The sequence below is a fragment of the Lactococcus sp. EKM203L genome (assembly GCF_011800585.1).
GTDB classification, from domain to species: Bacteria; Bacillota; Bacilli; order Lactobacillales; family Streptococcaceae; genus Lactococcus; species Lactococcus lactis.
Map to the genome: position 1 here is coordinate 24,457 of NZ_JAALEQ010000010.1, position 16,456 is coordinate 40,912.

The 16,456-nt window shown below is 33.0% G+C and carries 18 protein-coding genes and 2 pseudogenes; 14 read left to right on the top strand and 6 right to left on the bottom strand.

The features are described 5' to 3' along the window. The first annotated feature begins 50 nt into the window (after positions 1–50). The 8 genes from HFD15_RS12175 (at position 51) to HFD15_RS14610 (ending at position 5,041) form a co-directional block, all read left to right on the top strand. Positions 51–740: a Crp/Fnr family transcriptional regulator gene (locus HFD15_RS12175; RefSeq protein ID WP_058208133.1), complete on the top strand. Its 690-nt coding sequence runs from the start codon at positions 51–53 to the stop codon at positions 738–740. Between the two features lie 362 nt (positions 741–1,102). Beyond that, positions 1,103–1,294, top strand: a complete 192-nt coding sequence (locus HFD15_RS12180) for a hypothetical protein (protein ID WP_058208346.1) — start codon at positions 1,103–1,105, stop codon at positions 1,292–1,294. Positions 1,295–1,345: 51 nt separating this feature from the next. Then, positions 1,346–1,522: a hypothetical protein gene (locus tag HFD15_RS12185; RefSeq protein WP_003140242.1), complete on the top strand. Its 177-nt coding sequence runs from the start codon at positions 1,346–1,348 to the stop codon at positions 1,520–1,522. A gap of 161 nt (positions 1,523–1,683) precedes the next feature. Next, entirely contained in the window at positions 1,684–2,274 is a 591-nt protein-coding gene (locus tag HFD15_RS12190) for a helix-turn-helix domain-containing protein (RefSeq protein ID WP_238785367.1), read from the top strand. Positions 2,275–2,771: 497 nt separating this feature from the next. Beyond that, positions 2,772–3,224, top strand: coding sequence for a GNAT family N-acetyltransferase (locus HFD15_RS12195; RefSeq protein WP_012898747.1), 453 nt, complete (start codon positions 2,772–2,774; stop codon positions 3,222–3,224). Between the two features lie 551 nt (positions 3,225–3,775). After that, the gene (locus HFD15_RS12200; protein ID WP_167593714.1) at positions 3,776–3,922 is read left to right on the top strand and encodes a hypothetical protein; all 147 of its coding nucleotides are present in this window, start codon (positions 3,776–3,778) and stop codon (positions 3,920–3,922) included. A 329-nt stretch (positions 3,923–4,251) separates the two neighbouring features. Then, the gene (locus tag HFD15_RS12205; RefSeq protein ID WP_011915250.1) at positions 4,252–4,533 is read left to right on the top strand and encodes a hypothetical protein; all 282 of its coding nucleotides are present in this window, start codon (positions 4,252–4,254) and stop codon (positions 4,531–4,533) included. Between the two features lie 406 nt (positions 4,534–4,939). Continuing rightward, on the top strand, positions 4,940–5,041 hold the full coding sequence (locus HFD15_RS14610; protein WP_160321341.1) for a putative holin-like toxin: 102 nt from the start codon (positions 4,940–4,942) through the stop codon (positions 5,039–5,041). A 374-nt stretch (positions 5,042–5,415) separates the two neighbouring features. Here HFD15_RS14610 and HFD15_RS12215 read toward each other — a convergent pair whose 3' ends face one another. From HFD15_RS12215 to HFD15_RS12225, 3 genes are read right to left on the bottom strand one after another with little or no spacing between them, the layout of a single operon-like run. Next, entirely contained in the window at positions 5,416–6,627 is a 1,212-nt protein-coding gene (locus HFD15_RS12215) for an NAD(P)H-dependent oxidoreductase (RefSeq protein WP_167593715.1), read from the bottom strand. 53 nt (positions 6,628–6,680) lie between these two features. Continuing rightward, positions 6,681–7,286: an NADPH-dependent FMN reductase gene (locus HFD15_RS12220; RefSeq protein ID WP_011915229.1), complete on the bottom strand. Its 606-nt coding sequence runs from the start codon at positions 7,284–7,286 to the stop codon at positions 6,681–6,683. A 15-nt stretch (positions 7,287–7,301) separates the two neighbouring features. After that, positions 7,302–8,225 carry an FAD:protein FMN transferase gene (locus HFD15_RS12225; RefSeq protein ID WP_011915230.1) on the bottom strand — a complete coding sequence of 308 codons (924 nt, stop codon included), beginning with the start codon at positions 8,223–8,225 and terminating at the stop codon, positions 7,302–7,304. 118 nt (positions 8,226–8,343) lie between these two features. Between HFD15_RS12225 and HFD15_RS12230 the strand changes: the two genes are divergently transcribed. Continuing rightward, positions 8,344–8,538, top strand: a complete 195-nt coding sequence (locus HFD15_RS12230) for a hypothetical protein (protein ID WP_011915231.1) — start codon at positions 8,344–8,346, stop codon at positions 8,536–8,538. Positions 8,539–8,572: 34 nt separating this feature from the next. Here HFD15_RS12230 and HFD15_RS12235 read toward each other — a convergent pair whose 3' ends face one another. Then, positions 8,573–9,244 carry a Crp/Fnr family transcriptional regulator gene (locus tag HFD15_RS12235; protein ID WP_021723402.1) on the bottom strand — a complete coding sequence of 224 codons (672 nt, stop codon included), beginning with the start codon at positions 9,242–9,244 and terminating at the stop codon, positions 8,573–8,575. Between the two features lie 157 nt (positions 9,245–9,401). Between HFD15_RS12235 and nrdI the strand changes: the two are divergent. The 5 genes and pseudogenes from nrdI to nrdF all read left to right on the top strand — a co-directional run. After that, a pseudogene (gene nrdI, locus HFD15_RS12240) lies at positions 9,402–9,839 on the top strand (class Ib ribonucleoside-diphosphate reductase assembly flavoprotein NrdI); the annotation flags it as partial. 132 nt (positions 9,840–9,971) lie between these two features. Beyond that, positions 9,972–10,169, top strand: coding sequence for a DUF1971 domain-containing protein (locus tag HFD15_RS12245; RefSeq protein WP_058216982.1), 198 nt, complete (start codon positions 9,972–9,974; stop codon positions 10,167–10,169). 34 nt (positions 10,170–10,203) lie between these two features. Then, positions 10,204–12,360 (top strand): class 1b ribonucleoside-diphosphate reductase subunit alpha, encoded by a 2,157-nt coding sequence (nrdE, locus tag HFD15_RS12250; RefSeq protein WP_104143557.1) that lies wholly within the window; start codon positions 10,204–10,206, stop codon positions 12,358–12,360. 9 nt (positions 12,361–12,369) lie between these two features. Then, positions 12,370–13,323 (top strand): ribonucleotide-diphosphate reductase subunit beta, encoded by a 954-nt coding sequence (locus HFD15_RS12255; protein ID WP_021723399.1) that lies wholly within the window; start codon positions 12,370–12,372, stop codon positions 13,321–13,323. A 211-nt stretch (positions 13,324–13,534) separates the two neighbouring features. Further along, complete coding sequence (gene nrdF / locus HFD15_RS12260; RefSeq protein ID WP_011915236.1) at positions 13,535–14,485, top strand: class 1b ribonucleoside-diphosphate reductase subunit beta; 951 nt, start codon at positions 13,535–13,537, stop codon at positions 14,483–14,485. 56 nt (positions 14,486–14,541) lie between these two features. Here the strand turns inward: nrdF and HFD15_RS12265 are convergent. Further along, a pseudogene (locus HFD15_RS12265) lies at positions 14,542–15,700 on the bottom strand (IS3 family transposase). Between the two features lie 214 nt (positions 15,701–15,914). Continuing rightward, complete coding sequence (locus HFD15_RS14615) at positions 15,915–16,019, bottom strand: type I toxin-antitoxin system Fst family toxin (protein WP_017865282.1); 105 nt, start codon at positions 16,017–16,019, stop codon at positions 15,915–15,917. Positions 16,020–16,456 lie beyond the last annotated feature (437 nt).

Sequence of the window (16,456 nt, forward strand, 5' to 3'; positions counted from 1 at the left end):
TTGCAGTTTTATAATTTTAGCGCGATAATAAGATAAGGAGAATTACCAAAATGAGCAAGTATGAACATCATTTTAGTCATGATGAACACCACTGTGTACAGCTTGTCCCACTATTTGCTTTACTTTCAGAAAGTGAACTGGCGCAAGTTGAGCAGGTTGTTCATCATAAGACTTTTGAAAAGGGCGAAGCGGTCATCAGCCCTTTTACGGTGCCTCAACTCGCAATTGTGGCGCACGGTACTTTGAAGATATATCAGCTTTCTAGCGCTGGTAAAGAGCAGTTACTACGTGTAATTGAACCTGGTGGATACGCAGGTGAAGACGCCTTGTTTGGAGTAGTGAATGAGAATCTTTATGGCGAAACATTGCAAGAAACAAAAATTTGCTTTTTGCGACAACAAGATTTCAAAAATTTATTGTTAAAATATCCCGAGCTCAGTTTGAAATTACTTGAAACCACCGTGAGAAGAGCTGCGGAAATGCAATATCAAGCACAATTTCTCATGATGGAAGATGTTGAAAGTCGAATCGCTAATTATCTTTTGCAACTCGTCAAAGTAGTAGATTCAAATTCTGTTATGATTCCAATGAAAATGAAAGATCTTGCAACGTTCATCGGAACAACTCCCGAAACTATTTCTCGTAAGTTCAAAACACTCGAAGAAAAAGGATTCATTGAGCGCCGAGGAAAGATAATCAAAATACTAGATATTGATAGCCTTGAAGATGATTACGCTTAAAATGGTCTAAAGAGCCAATGGAAAAAGGACGCAATAGATTCTGATCCTACACAAGATCCAGACCTAATGCCAGATATTTTTACGATAGGGATTTTAATTTAAATACTATAAACTTTTTAAGAGAAGATGATAACAATGAAATATAAAATGAGCAAAGGTATGAAAATCATGTTAATAGCTTTTATTTCTGTTTATCTTGGTAATTTGGTTTTAGATATATTAAGTGCCAATTCTAATATTAATATTTGGATAGCTCGTATCATTGGACTTTTATTGCCCTTATTATTTCTATTCCTTTAAATTTTTTCTGGATAAAAAATTCAAAAAGTTAGAATAATTAATAAAGAGCTGGGAGAAATTAAATGATTTATACGATTGGTTATTACATTGCTGTTATAGGATTAGTCATTATGATGTTCGGTTTTAAAAGTTTTTATTCACAAATGAATAAATGGAGTCGTTTTGGCTTTATCTTTTCAGCATTAGGCCTTGCATTTCCAATAATTTATGATTTTATTGTTGGATTTATAAATGGTTTATTAAAAAATGTTTAAATCATAATTTTTTAAAGAAAGGACACTTTTAAAAAGTGTAAGTATAATATTATGGGAATTGTGACACCAACACCTACTCCACCTCCTTCAAATGATAACTTTTTTAAGCAAATAGAAAAATTACAAGCCAATTTTTCAAAAGAAGATAATAAAATTTGGACTGATGTCAATAAAGAATATAAAAAACTAAAGAATAAAAAGTCCAAAACAGAGCAGCATGAAAAATAAAACAATAATAAAAGCAGTTTTTAGTATGATTACTGCTTTTATTATTTCCTCCAAAACTGTTGTTTTACCTTTGTGTCGGTAGATTGTCGTTCTTTTGTCGTCTATCTGTCGTGTACATATTTTAAAAAATAGTTTATTATATATTCATGAATAAATATAGAGTGGCTGAGTTAAGAAAAAAAAGAGGTTGGACGCAAGAAGTACTGGCTGAAAAAGCAAACATAACTGTTAGAACGATTCAGAGAGTAGAAAATGGAACGGATGTTAGTTTAGATACTTTAGCATCAATATCTAATGCTCTTTTAGTTCCCGTAAGTGAACTCTTTGAAAGCATTGAGGAAGAAGCAAAAGAGGTAGAGATCATGGATATGTCTAAAGAACAGCTTATTCAACTGAAATATAGACGAACTATAATCGTCTCAATTACTTTATTGGTTATAGCAGCTATACTTTTGGTTATGTCAATTTTAGGTGTTGAAATCAATGAATTAGCATCTGGCTATAACATTACACTTTCTTGGCTGGCATGGGTAAGTTTATTATTATTGTTAATAGGTCTAGCCAATTATTATCTAGGAGTTAAATTAAATGAAACACTAGATCAAAAGTATCCTCTTACTAAGGGAATAAAATTAAAAGAAAAAAAAGAACGTTTTGAAAACTTTTGGCAATTTTTTTCAATCTATTGGTGGATGATTTTCCCAATTTTTGGTTTTATAACTTGGTTCATTTCTTTCTTTAATAGTCTATAAAGTTTTTTGTTATCGAGCGGAGAGACAATATAATATAATGATTAAAAAAAGTCACATCGTTTTGTGGCTTTTTTTGGATTTACCATGGTAAACCCGTCGCTTGCTCAGTCTATTTAAAAGTTACTGGCAAGCAACGGGTCTGTGTACACAAATCTCCAAAAGTACGTTACGTAAATTTTTATTTAGGAGTACCTAATACAGTACCCTTTATATCAATAATCAAATAATACTTTTGATTTGATAAATGTCGCTACACTCGATTACGAAAATAGTAGCAAAGACACTTTAAAAGGAGTGTTTTGAATAAAACTCGCTTTCGCTCGTGGTAACGTTGAATAGATAAATCTTTTATCTCACATTTTAAAAAATAAAATGATAAAGTAAGAGAAAATAACACTTCCTAAATGGGAATTGGCATACTATTTAACAGATGTCAAAAGGAATGTTGACTCAAATCTAGTATGCTAGAGGAAAGAAAAGATAAAAGGGAGACTACTATGAAACTACGTCCTATAGAAACGACTGATTTTCCATTAATTGTAAAAAAATATGTCGACGTATTTGCTGCCGAGCCTTGGAATGAAACACATGATCCTACTCACATCAATGAATACATTCAAAATATTTACGCAATGAATACCTTTATCGGATTTATTGCACACGATGACCACTCTAACGATTTTATTGGCGTTGCTCTCGGCTTTATTAAACCATGGTATCAAGGCACCGAGTACATTCTAGATACATTTTTTATTGACAATACCAAGCAGCATTCCGGATTAGGTACGATATTTTTAAAACATATAAAACAAGAATTACACATACGTTCAATCTCTGCAATCATGCTCGACACAGACCGTAGCACACCAGCTGAAAATTTCTATACTAAAAATGGCTTTGAAGCGTTAGAGGAATCAGTTCTAATGGTAAGCAGTACGACGGATGTCTAACTACTATTGCGTCAATTTATCTTATTGCTTAGCTTTGAAATCATGTAAAGGATCAGCCTGCGCAAGTTCTTTCGGCAATGAGGTCACTATATTTTTAGGTGTACAAGCGGAGCGACAAGAGGCAAAAGGGATAAAAGAGAATTGATCTTAATTTTGAACATGCTAAAATATATTTAAGTTGCAATAAAAAAATATTATAAAAGGCTTTTTAAATGAATGAAGAAGAGTGAAAAAAACAGAAAAAAAAAATAAAAACTTGGGAAAAAAAGAACAATTTTTGGGATTTTGTTATTAAAATGATTGCAGCGTTTTTTGGACAAGGGTATTAATGATAAAAATATGAAAAAATTAAAATTAGTAATTGTTTTTGGACTTAGTGTCGTATTATTTAGTGCTGGTTTTACATCTTTCGCAAGTACTGGAAAAACTCACGTAAATGTAAAATCAAAAAAACAACTTTAATAAAACATATCATACAATGATAATATTCCCGATCTAATTAAAATACCTTCAATCAATGAGATTATACACATCAATAGAAAGAGACTACTATGGGATTTGGATTTAACTTTAAGGATTACAATGATTGTTTAACATTCAAAAAATCAACGCTCAAGGATGTAAAACAAACACTAGATGAACGAGATTTTTTAAAAGCCGAAATATCAAAAAAAGAAAAGAAGTTAGTTAAAAAGTAATAGAACAATATGGATTTGGGCACCCACTTGCTATGCCCGCGAGAGCAAAACTCTCCCCAAAGTGGGTTTTTAGAAATTAAAAAATAAATAGGTTGGCAAAAAATGACTAAATTTTGAAGTAGCTTTACAAACTCATATTTTTCATTTTAAGAAGCCTTACGTAGTTTATCGTAAGTAACATTCAAAACGGATAAAAACATCACACTGAGCCTAATATAAGTACTTCCAGGGTATTCCAACGAATACTTCCGTTTTTTCAAGACTGTCGTATGATTTTTTGTAATAAGGAATACCCACGGAGCAACAAACAATTACAGGAGGAATGACGATTGAAATATTTTGTGACCGCTTTATCTCCATCAAAAAATATGGGGACAATGAATTGGCAAACGATGATATTGGGTGATTATTGTGTCAATGATTCTTACTGGGAGAATGCAAAAAGAGAATTATCTGAAGAAGTTCAATGGGTGACCCAAAGTGATCTTTATAAAAAGATAAAGCGGAATCATGATTCGAACGATGAGATTATATTATCAAAACCAGTAAGTATCATTTTAGAAACGGTAAAATCAGATTTTCCTCATGCCAATGTCTGGGTTTATCAATAAAAAATTATTGGACTAATGTCAAATATTTAGACACAAAATGAGATACATCTTCTTAGCCCAATGTTCTTTGATATTTTAGTATTCAGAAAATGGTCATTTTCTGAACACTTTTTATTTTTTAGAAATTAGAGAAATATCTTTTAAATTTTATATTCACTAAAAATTGATAATAACAATTGACATACAACTGTACACATATCAGTATGAGGTCATGCATAACTTATATTAACTTTCCGAAAAACCAAACTATTATGGAAAGTTATTTCACTATATATCTATAGATACCATTTCTTCTTTTTGTTATAATATTTAAAGAGAAAGTTTATAGCGGTTGGCTAAGTATAGAAAGAGGGGTGATGCCTATGAGTATAGGTATTTCCCTATCAAACTAGAAAGGCAAAAATTTTTGAGTGTCTCAGACAGCTTAACCTTGATGATTGCATTTGCAAGTTTCATTGTTATGTTGCTCAATCTCATTATTGTGATTGTAAAGAGCATAAAAAAATAGAACCGCTAACTTTTGACCGAGTGCGATTCTATTTTTAGATAAGTTACTTGTCAACCGTCTTAAACGGTCTCTATGGAGCTTGTTACTAGCAAGCTCTTTTTTCTTTAACTCTATTATAACACATAGTATCACATATACAAGTTATTTTTAGCTTATAAGTATAATTGCACTTTCTTTTTAACTTGTATATTAAAAAGAACTACGATAATAAATATATACAGGATGTATTATTTTTTGTACTCAGTATTGAAACTTTGCAATAGAACCTAAAAAACAACTAATATTAATTAGTTGTTTTTTGATGATAATATTATGCTAGCTCGATATAAAAATAGTAACATAGTACACTTTATGAGTGATGTATTTAGTCTTTATTAATGACTAGATGCACCGCTTGTAGCATCTGTTTCATTTTCAATAGTCGTATTTGACGTTGAAGATGCACCACTTGTAGCATCGACTTTATTTCCTCCTGATAGATGTTGACCAGTTTGATCCAAGTACCAGTCTAGCCAAGGTTTAAAATTGAGCACAATCTCATTGATACCAGCATAGTCACCATTAGGGTAGTACATAGCTTGATAATTATGAGTATTAATTAAATCCGGATTCTTTCCTGGAATAGCAGTCCGAACATACTCCTGATTGCCCGCCCTAAGAGTTGCAATAACCCACTCTACATTTTTCATTCTTTGAGGTGGAAGTGAGCTATGGACAGTAGAAAGCCGATTCCCAGATTGTTCGGGTATCCGTTTTGCTAACATAGTTTCTGGGTCTTGATATTTGTTATTATAATATAAAAATTGGTTATTATCATCCGCATACGTTAGCTCAAAAGGCATAGAATCTAGAAACATATTAATTTGATCCACTGTAAGTAAACCGTGATTAAGCTTCACATACGTATCTCCTGATACTGCTCCAACTTGCTCAGAAGCTTTTTCAACCCAGTGAGGATCATCTGGATCAATTCCTTTTATTGTTGTTGAAATGGGTTTTCCTACTGTTAAATCTTCTGGATCAAGAGGTTTTGGTTTTTTTAAATGCGAAACAACTTCGACATATTTCGTAAAGTTATCAAGACAGAGTTCTAAAAATTCTATAGTAGATGAATTAATGAGGTTACCATTATTGTCGAAAGCTTCTTTAGCTTTACCTAGTAAAAACTCATTACCAGGTAATACATATGCGTTGACACCTGGTGCATCAAGAATTTGTCTTAATTGAAGTTGAGCACGGGAAGAGCCCTGATCATAATAGGAAGCACCAACAATCATAACTGGTTTATGCTCAAAAGGATGTAATTCATAAGATAGCCACTCAATAACACTTTTAAGTGCTGGAGTAGTTGTATGATTATGCTCAGGTGTAGCTATAATTACACCATCAGCACGAGTAATTTTATTATAAAGAAGTTTTAAATTAAAATTATCTGAAACATCAATATCTTGATTAAACATTGGGATATCAGTTATTTCTAAAAGTTCAAGTTCAAACTTCAGTTTAAAATGACGTCGAATAAATTTTAACAACTCTCTATTATAAGATTGTTCAGCATTCGAACCTACTATTCCGACAAATTTCATATTATTTACCTTCTATATTACTATTCTTGTTTACGAATAGATATTCATATTTTTTATTTATTCAATGATTCTTTATTCTCAGTATCTTCGAGGATAAATTCCTTTGCACTGGAAAAGTTTGCGACCATTTTTACGAAGAGCTGAAAACTTTTAAAGAGTTTTTCTAAATTTTTTGCCACTTCAATATCAGATAAATCGCCTGCTTCATTAAATGCCTGTAAAGAATGAGCCAGTAAAAATTCTGATCCAGGCATAACATTAGCCTTAAGCTCAGGTGCATCAAGAATTTGTCTCAATTGAAGTTGAGCACGAGATGAGCCCAATGTACCATATGAAGCTCCTATAATCATCACAGGTTTATTCAAAAATGGGTCTATTCCATATGATAACCAAGCTAAAGCATTCATTAACGTTGCTGGAATTGCGTGATCATATTCTGGGGTAGCGATGATCACACCATCAGATAGTTTAATTTCTTCAGATATTTCTTGAACGATATCTGGTAGCTTCATGCTAGCAGGTTTATTAAACATTGGAAATTCCTTTATTTCAATAAGTTTAATTTCAACCCCTTCTGTGAAATGCTTCTGCATATACTGTAAAAGTATACGATTAGTTGATTTCTTAGAGTTACTTCCCACGAGTCCAATTAATTTCATTGGTTATTCTCTTTTCTATATTAAGTTAAAATGTGATTTTATATTTTCTGAATATAAAATTTGACCGGCTTTAGTAATAATAATTCCCTCTATTTCTGGTCGGTCATCTATTATTTGAATAACATCCAAAATGGGTAATCCAAAAAGCCGCGTGGTCCAAATTTCGCAAGTTAATGATTTATCTGCTAAAATTGTTAAACTTGCCATTTCAGTCTCTATAGGATAGCCGGTCCTAGATGAAAAAATATGGTGATAAGTTTTTCCTTCCAACTCAAAGCTACGTTCATAAATGCCCGAGGTTACAACCGATTGGTTTTCTATCGATACCACTCCAACATGTATTCCTCTGGGTTTTGTTGGAGATTGAATCCCGATATTCCAAGAACTTGATTCTCTGTTAGAATTTGGTCCTGAAACTAGAACATTTCCTCCAAGATTAATTAGTATGGAACTTGCATTGATTTTTTTAATTATCTGATCAGCGATATATCCTTTAGCTAATGCCCCTAAGTCTATTATCATTCCTTTTTGTTGAAGAAAAACGGTTAAGTTTTCTTCATCTAAAATAATCATTTCTGGATTACTCAATAAAAGTAATTTTTGTATCTCCTGACTATCCGGTAGCTTAGCATCAGGAAATCCGATGTGCCAAGCTTGTGTAACCGGCCCTAGAGCAATATTAAGATTACTAGGAGTAGATAAGCTTTCCTTTTTACCTATTTTAATAAGTTCAAACAGCTCAGGATGGATCTGTACTGGTTTGAGACCAGCCTGATGATTAATTTGAGATAATTCTGATCCAGAGTCATTAGCACTGAATCTTTTGTTATAGATATCGAGTAATTGACAAGCAATTTCTAATTTCAGGTCTGCCTGATCATCTTCAATGAGAAGGTCAATTGTTGTTCCCATCATATGAATTTGTTGAGTTAACTTCAATAATTATCCTCACTTTCGCATAGCATTAAACAAGTTTATTATAACACTTTCAAAAAGATAATGCTTACATAGATTGGAGCTATACTATTTTGTGCAAAAAATTGGTATAAGTTTCAAGATGGATGCAACAGAAGAAAATCGAAAGAGTTTACTAAAACAGGTAAAATCAGGTGAGGTTCGTAAGGTCTTGGTTAAACAGGATATTCCAATTGAGACTGACCACTCATTAGAACAGTTAGTTGATGATCTATTAAAAAGATTTGATGAATTACTACCATTTTATAAGGAAACAAAGAAATATACTAAAGGATAGGTAGAAGTAACATCTATCCTTTAGTTTATAAAGATTATAAAAAGTCAAATTTATTCCAAAAAGAACGAAATAGTATAATTTTCTTTCCCTTTCTATTTATTAACCCTCCTTCTTGAAAGGCTCTTAATTTACGAGATATAGTTTCAGGACTGGTAGCTAGATAGCTGGCCAATTCTTTCAGTGAGACTGGTATCGTAATGGTCTCTTCTGTCATTACATCTGAAAGGAGAGAGAGCTGACTGAAGTAAGTAGCTAAACGATCCTCTATTGAATCAATTGCCAGTAGTTGCAGTTGCTTCTCTACCTCTAAAGATTTGTAGGCATTTAATTGAAGTAGTTTGCAGCTTAATTGTGGGTAAAGATTGATTAACTTATTGAAATCTGATTTATATAGGATACATACTTTTGTTTCTTTGATTGCCTCTCCATAAAGAGAATCATTTGAGAGACCAAAGAGATAATTCTCTCCGTCATATTCTCCCTCATTAACAATACGAATAAGTTGTTCCTTACCAGTTTTACTCAGTTTATAGATTTTCATAGCACCAGATGAAACAATCGATAGCTGCTCTGGATCATCAGGAGAAAAAATGATTTCTCTCTTTTGAAAGGTTTTATGATATAGCAATTCTTGAACCTCACTCCGTTCATCGCAGGCAAGGTTATTAAAAAGAGGAACCCGATGAACGCAGCCAATTTTTGTCATATTTTTATTCTCCCTTACATTCTTTTATATTTCCTAAAAAATTGACCATGGTCATTTTTTTTTAATTAGGGAAGATATATAATTAAAACACTATATATAGTGTCTGTTTTTAGTGTCAGATACAATATATAGGAATTATACATATTAGGAGGGAAAAATGCAAGTGATTAGAATATACTATATCAGCCTTAGCGGGAATACAACTAATTTTCTTGAAATATTAGATCATTATCTCCAGAAAGAACTTCAAGAGAAATTGGATTATGTTAATGTCAAGGATCTAGTAAAAAATAATGAATCATTGGGATTTGAAATCAAAGAACCTTACTTTGCTTTTCTACCAGCCTACCTTGAAGGAGGGAATGGTGTCACTACTGGTAATACCGAAATATTAACAACACCCCTCCGTAGGCTTATCGCATATAAAAAAAATAGTAAATATTGTATGGGTATTATCGGAAGTGGTAATCGAAATTTTAATAAACAATTCTGCCTAACGGCCCACCAATATTCTGAGGAATTTGGATTTCCAGTATTAGATGAATTTGAATTACGAGGAACTGAAGAAGATGTTATTCGTATTTCAAATCGATTGAATACTAGGTTAATAGAGTGGAGATACAGTTCAGAGCTTGTACCATATAGGCATTTACCCAATATGACACCACCTCATATGCCTCATACCTTGCGGCACAGTCATCATATTAAAGATGGGACTTGGTAAAAGATGACTATTTGGTCCGGGAAGATAAAGATTTTCGAATTGAGAGAGAATGGAGATGTTCTCAGAGAGTGTACTTATGACACTAGCAATCAACCACCATTTATTGAACCCCAAATATGGTATAAACTCTCTCCGTTAACGGAAGACCTAGTATTTTCCATTGATCTCTTTTGTAAAAAATCTGATTTTTTACATCAATAAAAGTAAAAGTATAAAAAATAGAAAGAAGACTAAAATGACAAAAGATTATTTTATTCTGAATAATATGTTGAATGTACTAGTAGAGGGACAGATTCCACTTCATTATGACAGGGAGGCGTTAGAGGAATATTTAAATACAGAAATTAGGGATAACTTGAAAACCTTTGATAGTATTGATGAAAAATTGGATTATTTAATTAGTCATGATTATATTGATGAAAGTGTCCTTAGTATTTATGGTGAAAATAATAGAGAGTTCGTCAAAAAGCTGTTTATCTTTGCCTATAACTATGGTTTTAAGTTCAAAAGTTTTATGGCTGCCTATAAATTTTATAATCAGTATGCAATGAAAACAAATGATTTGAACTACTACTTAGAAAACTTTGAGGACCGTGCTGTATTTAATGCTTTGTATCTTGCGAATGGGGATAGGAATCTTGCTCATAAGATACTTGAAGAACTTATTTCCCAAAGATATCAACCTGCAACACCAACATTTCTAAACGCAGGTAAGAAGAGACGGGGGGAAATGGTTTCATGTTTTCTTATTGATATTAATGATTCTATGCTATCGATTGGTCGGAATATTAATTCAGCTTTACAGCTTTCTAGAATAGGGGGAGGCGTAGGGGTTAATCTATCCAATCTACGAGCGACAGGATCTCCTATAAAAGAAATTGAGAATGCTTCTTCGGGTGTGCTGCCTGTTATGAAATTACTGGAAGATTCGTTTTCCTATAGTAATCAACTTGGACAACGAAATGGTGCAGGAGTAGTTTACCTTAATGTTTTCCACCAAGATATTCTAGAATTTCTATCTACTAAAAAAGAAAATGCAGATGAGAAGATTCGAGTTAAAACATTATCACTAGGGTTAGTAGTACCCGATAAATATTATGAATTGCTTAAAACAAATGAACCCATGTGTCTTTTTAATCCTTATCACGTTGAGCGAGTTTATGGTATCCCGTTTTCTTATGTTGATCTAACGAAAGAGTACGATACTATGGTGGCTAATGGTGAAATAGAAAAGACTGTAATTAATGCTCGTGAATTAGAACAGGAAATTTCACGTTTACAACAAGAATCTGGTTATCCATACATTTTAAATATTGATACAGCCAATCGAACTAATCCTGTAAAAGGAAAAATTATTATGAGTAATCTTTGCTCAGAAATCCTTCAACCACAAGAACCGTCTATATTAAATCCAGATTTAAGTTATAAAAAGGTGGGGACCGATATTTCTTGCAACCTTGGTTCAATGAATATGGTAAACCTTATGGAAGCTAAAGATTTTGGAAAGTCTATAGAATATGCGATTCGGGCACTCACCACTGTTACTGATCAGGGTGCAATCAGTGAAGTTCCAACAGTAGCTAATGGAAATTCGCTTTACCATACAATTGGACTTGGTGCAATGGGACTTCATACAGTTTTAGCTCTTAATGGTATTGATTATGAATCTGATGAAGCCTTAGAATTTGTAGATGCTTTTTTTCTGGCTATGAATTATTACTCTTTAAAGGCCAGTCACCAAATTGCAATAGAAAAGAACGAAACTTTTCATAATTTTGAATACTCTCGCTATGCTGATGGAAGCTATTTTGATTATTATCTAGCGAAGGAATTTCATTTTACATCTGAAAAAGTGGCAAAGATATTTGAAAATATTTTATTACCAACTATTGAAGATTGGCAGTTATTAAAAGAAAATGTCATGAAAGATGGCCTCTACCATCGAAATAGACTCGCTATTGCTCCTAATGGTTCTATTTCTTATATCAATGAGACTAGTGCATCTCTTCACCCAATTACCCAATTAATTGAAAATCGTCAAGAGAAAAAAGTTGGTTCAATCTTCTATCCTGCTCCATACTTGTCAAATAAAACACTTAGATATTATAAGACGGCTTACAACATGGATCAACGAAAAATTATTGATATCTACGCTAAAGCTCAGCAACATATTGATCAAGGAATGAGTCTGACACTCTTCATGCGTTCTGTATTACCTGAAGGTATCTATGAATGGAAGAAGCAAGGAAGTTTAAAATTAACAACTCGGGACTTAAATCGTCTTCGTAATTATGCTTGGACAAAAGGAATTAAGTCACTCTACTATGTTCGGACATATACGGAAGATGACGAATTCAACAGTGTAAATAATTGTGAATCTTGCATGATTTAAGGAGGTACCATGTCAAAAAACTATTTATATTATAGGGCTATTAACTGGAATATTGTCGAGGATGAATTTGACAATGCAGTATGGGAAAGAGCTACATCACTGTTTTGGTTAGATACCCGGATTCCAATTGAAAATGATTTTACGAATTGGATAAAGCTTAATTTGGAGGAACAAGGACAGTTAAAATGTTTACTGATACTTTTAACGAATCTGTCTACCAATCAGTCCATAGAGGTAGGTGAAATTGTTCGCAATGGTAAGTGTTCGCAACAAGAAGTTGCTATTTTAAATAATATTCAATTTATCGAGATGGTCAATACCAAAGCTTATAATCGAATATTGCTCACCTTTGATAAAGAGATTAATCTTGAAAAGTCATTTGAGTGGGTTGATAATGACTCACGTGTACTGGAATATTTAAATGATATTAATACCGTTTATAGAGAATCGAGTCTAATTAAAAAAAGGTTCATAGCGCTATGTGTAGAAGGTCTTCTGAATTATGCTTATCTTTCACACCTTTTTGAGTTATGGATTAATAAAGAATTTAATAACCTCGGAACTATGTTGGAAATGATTATCCGAAATGAGTCCTTGCATTGCTTTTATTTTAGTCATAAGGTAAAGCTTCTACTAAAAGAATCAGATCCGAAAGAGGTTGAACGGTTCAAGGCATGGAGTTATGAAACTGTCAACCACTTTGTAAAGCTGGGACTTAATATAATTGATGAATTCTATTATTTAAAGGAGAGTAAAAAAATCGCCAAAAACTTAATATTGCAGGAAGCTAATAATATTCTCATGGGGATCGGATTGAAAGAGCAGTTTGGTTTTAATGATGAGGTGTTGAAAGGAATAAATTATCGGTTAAATAACTTACGCAGGCATTATCTATCCATCTCTAGTAATAAATCAACTTCAACTAATGAAGAGATTATGGAAGAATCTGATTACGAGTTCTAGAGGGGAATATGGAATATAGGGGTATAGACTTAATTTGGTGATTAAACTAGAAATTAGGATTAATATCATTGATTTGGAATTAGTCTATGATACACAATTTATATGAGAAGCCCATTAGGGTTGTTAAATCACTATAAGTGTGTGTTTTACGTACATCATATACTATTGATATATTGGTAATATTAATAAGTACAAAGGTAAGGGGAAAAGAATGCTAAATAAAACAATGAATTGGCAGCTTATTGAAGATGAATTAGATGAATATGTCTGGGATAAGGCAACTGCGCAGTTCTGGCTGGATACAAGGGTTCCTGTTTCGAATGACCTATTAGATTGGAGAAAACTTTCTGATATGGAAAAGGAGGTGGTGAAAAAAGCAGTTGGAGGGCTTGCCTTATTAGATACGTTACAATCTGAAGAGGGCTTATATGCATTAAAGAAAAATGCAAGAACCTTAAAAGAGAGAGCTGTGTTAAGTGACTTCACCTTTATGGAATCCATCCATGCCAAAACATATGGAACTATTTTAATTTCACTTAATACATTCAAAGATATAGAAGAAATATATACTTGGATGAATAATGACCGTAGAATGCAATTCAAAGCTAAAAAGATTAATGAGATCTACCAGAATGGCACACCTATGCAGGTTAAGGTTGCAAGTGTCTTTTTAGAAGGAATATTGTATTATAGCAATTTCTTTATCCCCCTTTGGTACCGAGGTCAGAATAAATTAGCTAACTTAGCAGAACTTATTAAATTGGTTATACGAGATGAATCAGTACATGGTACATATTTAGGGTATAAGTTTAGACAGGACTTTAACGAGTTATCGATTACTGAACAAGAAAACTTTACTAATTGGATGTATTCCTTTCTAGAGGAGCTGTTAGATAATGAGTTTGCATATACTGAAGAAGTGTATTCTGAAATCGGACTAGTGGAAGATATTAAAACATTCGTGAAGTACAATGCAAATAAATCTCTACAGAATATGGGATTTGATATATATTTTAAAGACGCCTCAGCAAATGATGTAAATCCAATTGTAATGAATGGCATTTCTATTGAAACAGCAAATCATGATTTCTTTTCACAGGTTGGTGCAGGATATCTAATGGGAGAGGCAGAGGAAATGCTTGATGATGATTATATTTTTTAAAAGGAACAACAAAAACGGGAGCTCCATTAGATGAAAACTGGACTAATGTCAAATATTTAGACACAAAATGAATTATATTTTCTTAAAATAGTTTTCTTCCTTCTGATTTGGAGTTAAACCATTGTTAGCGGAATGGGGATTATAATTGTTATAAAATTGTTCGATGTATTCAAAGCAAGAGAGTTGAACTTCTTGAATGGAGTGATAAGTTCTGCGATTAATTTCTCGTTGTTTAAGATACTTGAAAAAGACCTCAGTGACCGCATTATCATAAGGATATCCAGGCTTGGAGTAAGAAGCAAGCAATTTGATGCTCATCTAATAACTTTCTAAAGGAAGCTGATTTAAATTGGCTTCCTTGGTCCGAATGAAAGATAATTGGTTCCTTAGGCTTCCTCTTATTTAGAGCTATTTCTAAGGTATCACAGGCGAGTTTGGCATCAATCCTATCACTTACTTTCCACGCAATACATTTCCTTGAGTAGAGGTCAAGAATAGCACAGAGATAAACATGTCGTTTAGGTCCTATAGAGATATAAGTGAAATCTGTTGTCCAAACTTGATTTGGGGAGTTCGGGTTAAATTCTTGTTTAAGCAGATTATCAGAAGAAAATACAGGAGCTTTCTTTGATTTAAAACGAGGTTTGATGGTTGACATTTTAGGGAGTGTCATAGACTTGAGAAGTCTTAAGATACGGCCTTCAGAAATATTAACGCCATAATCACGCAGAAGAATGATTTTAAAAGCTCTCGTTCCAATTCTTTTCTTGGCTTTCATATAAATCTCAAGGAGTAATTTTCTCAAGCGTTGATTTTCTACTTCACGCTTCGAAGGCCTCTTGTTTATGAAGTTATAGTAGGTGGAACGATTGACATGTAAAACACGACAGAGCATAACTGTCGTGTGTTCAAATCGGAGTCTATAGATGGCTTTCAATCTTACTTGGAGTTTTGCATGAATATGGCACTCGCTTTTTTTAAGATCAGATTTTCCTCTTCTAATTGTGCATTTCGCTTTTGTAATTCTTGAATTTGCTTGGCAGTCATTACTGTATTGTCTTCCAGTTTAACTTGAGAGAATTGCTTAATCCACTTAGAGAATGCTGTTTGAGAGACGCCATAGTCTTTACAGAGTTCGGATTGAGTTTTACCAGTTTGGTAGAGGTTGACGAGAGATTGCTTAAAGTCCTCGTCGTAATGTTTTAATCCTGACATAAAAGTCCTTTCATTTTTGTGTCTACTTTTGTAGTATAGCTCCAAAAAATAAAAGGGTTGTATAATTGGACAAGATGTTGTACAATAAGTTTAACGAATAGAATTTGGAGTGTTAATTCACAACAGATTCAAAAGGGTCACAGGGAGCTGTGGCTCTTTTTTTATGCAAAAAAACTGTCAGATTGAGTAAGTCTGACAGCTTAAAAATGTGGAATTAGTGGCGCTTGTTGTGTTGGTCTTTCAACCAGCTCTTGATTATCTCAAGAGCAACACCTACCACAAGAGGTGCAACTACAGTTACGAATAGAATTTGAAGCATATAATTCACCTCCTTCCTAAGGCAGTAATGCTCCAAGAAGGTGCGCCAAAAATTATTATATCATAATGCAAACAAAAAAATCGTCTAAGTTGAAAACTTCGGCGTTTTTTTGTTTTTTCACCCCCTGCGATAAGGGAAAATTGAATTAATCTCTATTTTTGGAGTAGTTCTCTATCCAATCTTTTACAGTTCGCATATCTTCTTCCGTAAAGGAATATGTGTAGGGTTTCTATGAAGATAGGTCAAGGTATGCAACAACACCTTTTAAATATTTTGATGATACTCCTAAAATATTAGCGATTTTAAGGAGTTTAACCCCCTCGCTCCCATTGACTGTAACACGAACAAAGCGTAGATATTAGATAATGACCCCTCAAAAAGACTATTAAAACAGCCCCCATTATCTATCGGTTAGATAATGGGGGCTGTTTTTTTGT

Bases quoted from the DNA above. Each gene is read 5' to 3' on its own strand.
- HFD15_RS12175 (WP_058208133.1), top strand. From the start codon at position 51: ATGAGCAAGTATGAACATCATTTTAGTCATGATGAACACCACTGTGTA.
- HFD15_RS12180 (WP_058208346.1), top strand. From the start codon at position 1,103: ATGATTTATACGATTGGTTATTACATTGCTGTTATAGGATTAGTCATT.
- HFD15_RS12185 (WP_003140242.1), top strand. From the start codon at position 1,346: ATGGGAATTGTGACACCAACACCTACTCCACCTCCTTCAAATGATAAC.
- HFD15_RS12195 (WP_012898747.1), top strand. From the start codon at position 2,772: ATGAAACTACGTCCTATAGAAACGACTGATTTTCCATTAATTGTAAAA.
- HFD15_RS12200 (WP_167593714.1), top strand. From the start codon at position 3,776: ATGGGATTTGGATTTAACTTTAAGGATTACAATGATTGTTTAACATTC.
- HFD15_RS12215 (WP_167593715.1), bottom strand. From the start codon at position 6,627: ATGAAATTTGTCGGAATAGTAGGTTCGAATGCTGAACAATCTTATAAT.
- HFD15_RS12220 (WP_011915229.1), bottom strand. From the start codon at position 7,286: ATGAAATTAATTGGACTCGTGGGAAGTAACTCTAAGAAATCAACTAAT.
- HFD15_RS12230 (WP_011915231.1), top strand. From the start codon at position 8,344: ATGGATGCAACAGAAGAAAATCGAAAGAGTTTACTAAAACAGGTAAAA.
- HFD15_RS12235 (WP_021723402.1), bottom strand. From the start codon at position 9,244: ATGACAAAAATTGGCTGCGTTCATCGGGTTCCTCTTTTTAATAACCTT.
- HFD15_RS12245 (WP_058216982.1), top strand. From the start codon at position 9,972: ATGACTATTTGGTCCGGGAAGATAAAGATTTTCGAATTGAGAGAGAAT.
- nrdE (WP_104143557.1), top strand. From the start codon at position 10,204: ATGACAAAAGATTATTTTATTCTGAATAATATGTTGAATGTACTAGTA.
- HFD15_RS12255 (WP_021723399.1), top strand. From the start codon at position 12,370: ATGTCAAAAAACTATTTATATTATAGGGCTATTAACTGGAATATTGTC.
- nrdF (WP_011915236.1), top strand. From the start codon at position 13,535: ATGCTAAATAAAACAATGAATTGGCAGCTTATTGAAGATGAATTAGAT.
- HFD15_RS14615 (WP_017865282.1), bottom strand. From the start codon at position 16,019: ATGCTTCAAATTCTATTCGTAACTGTAGTTGCACCTCTTGTGGTAGGT.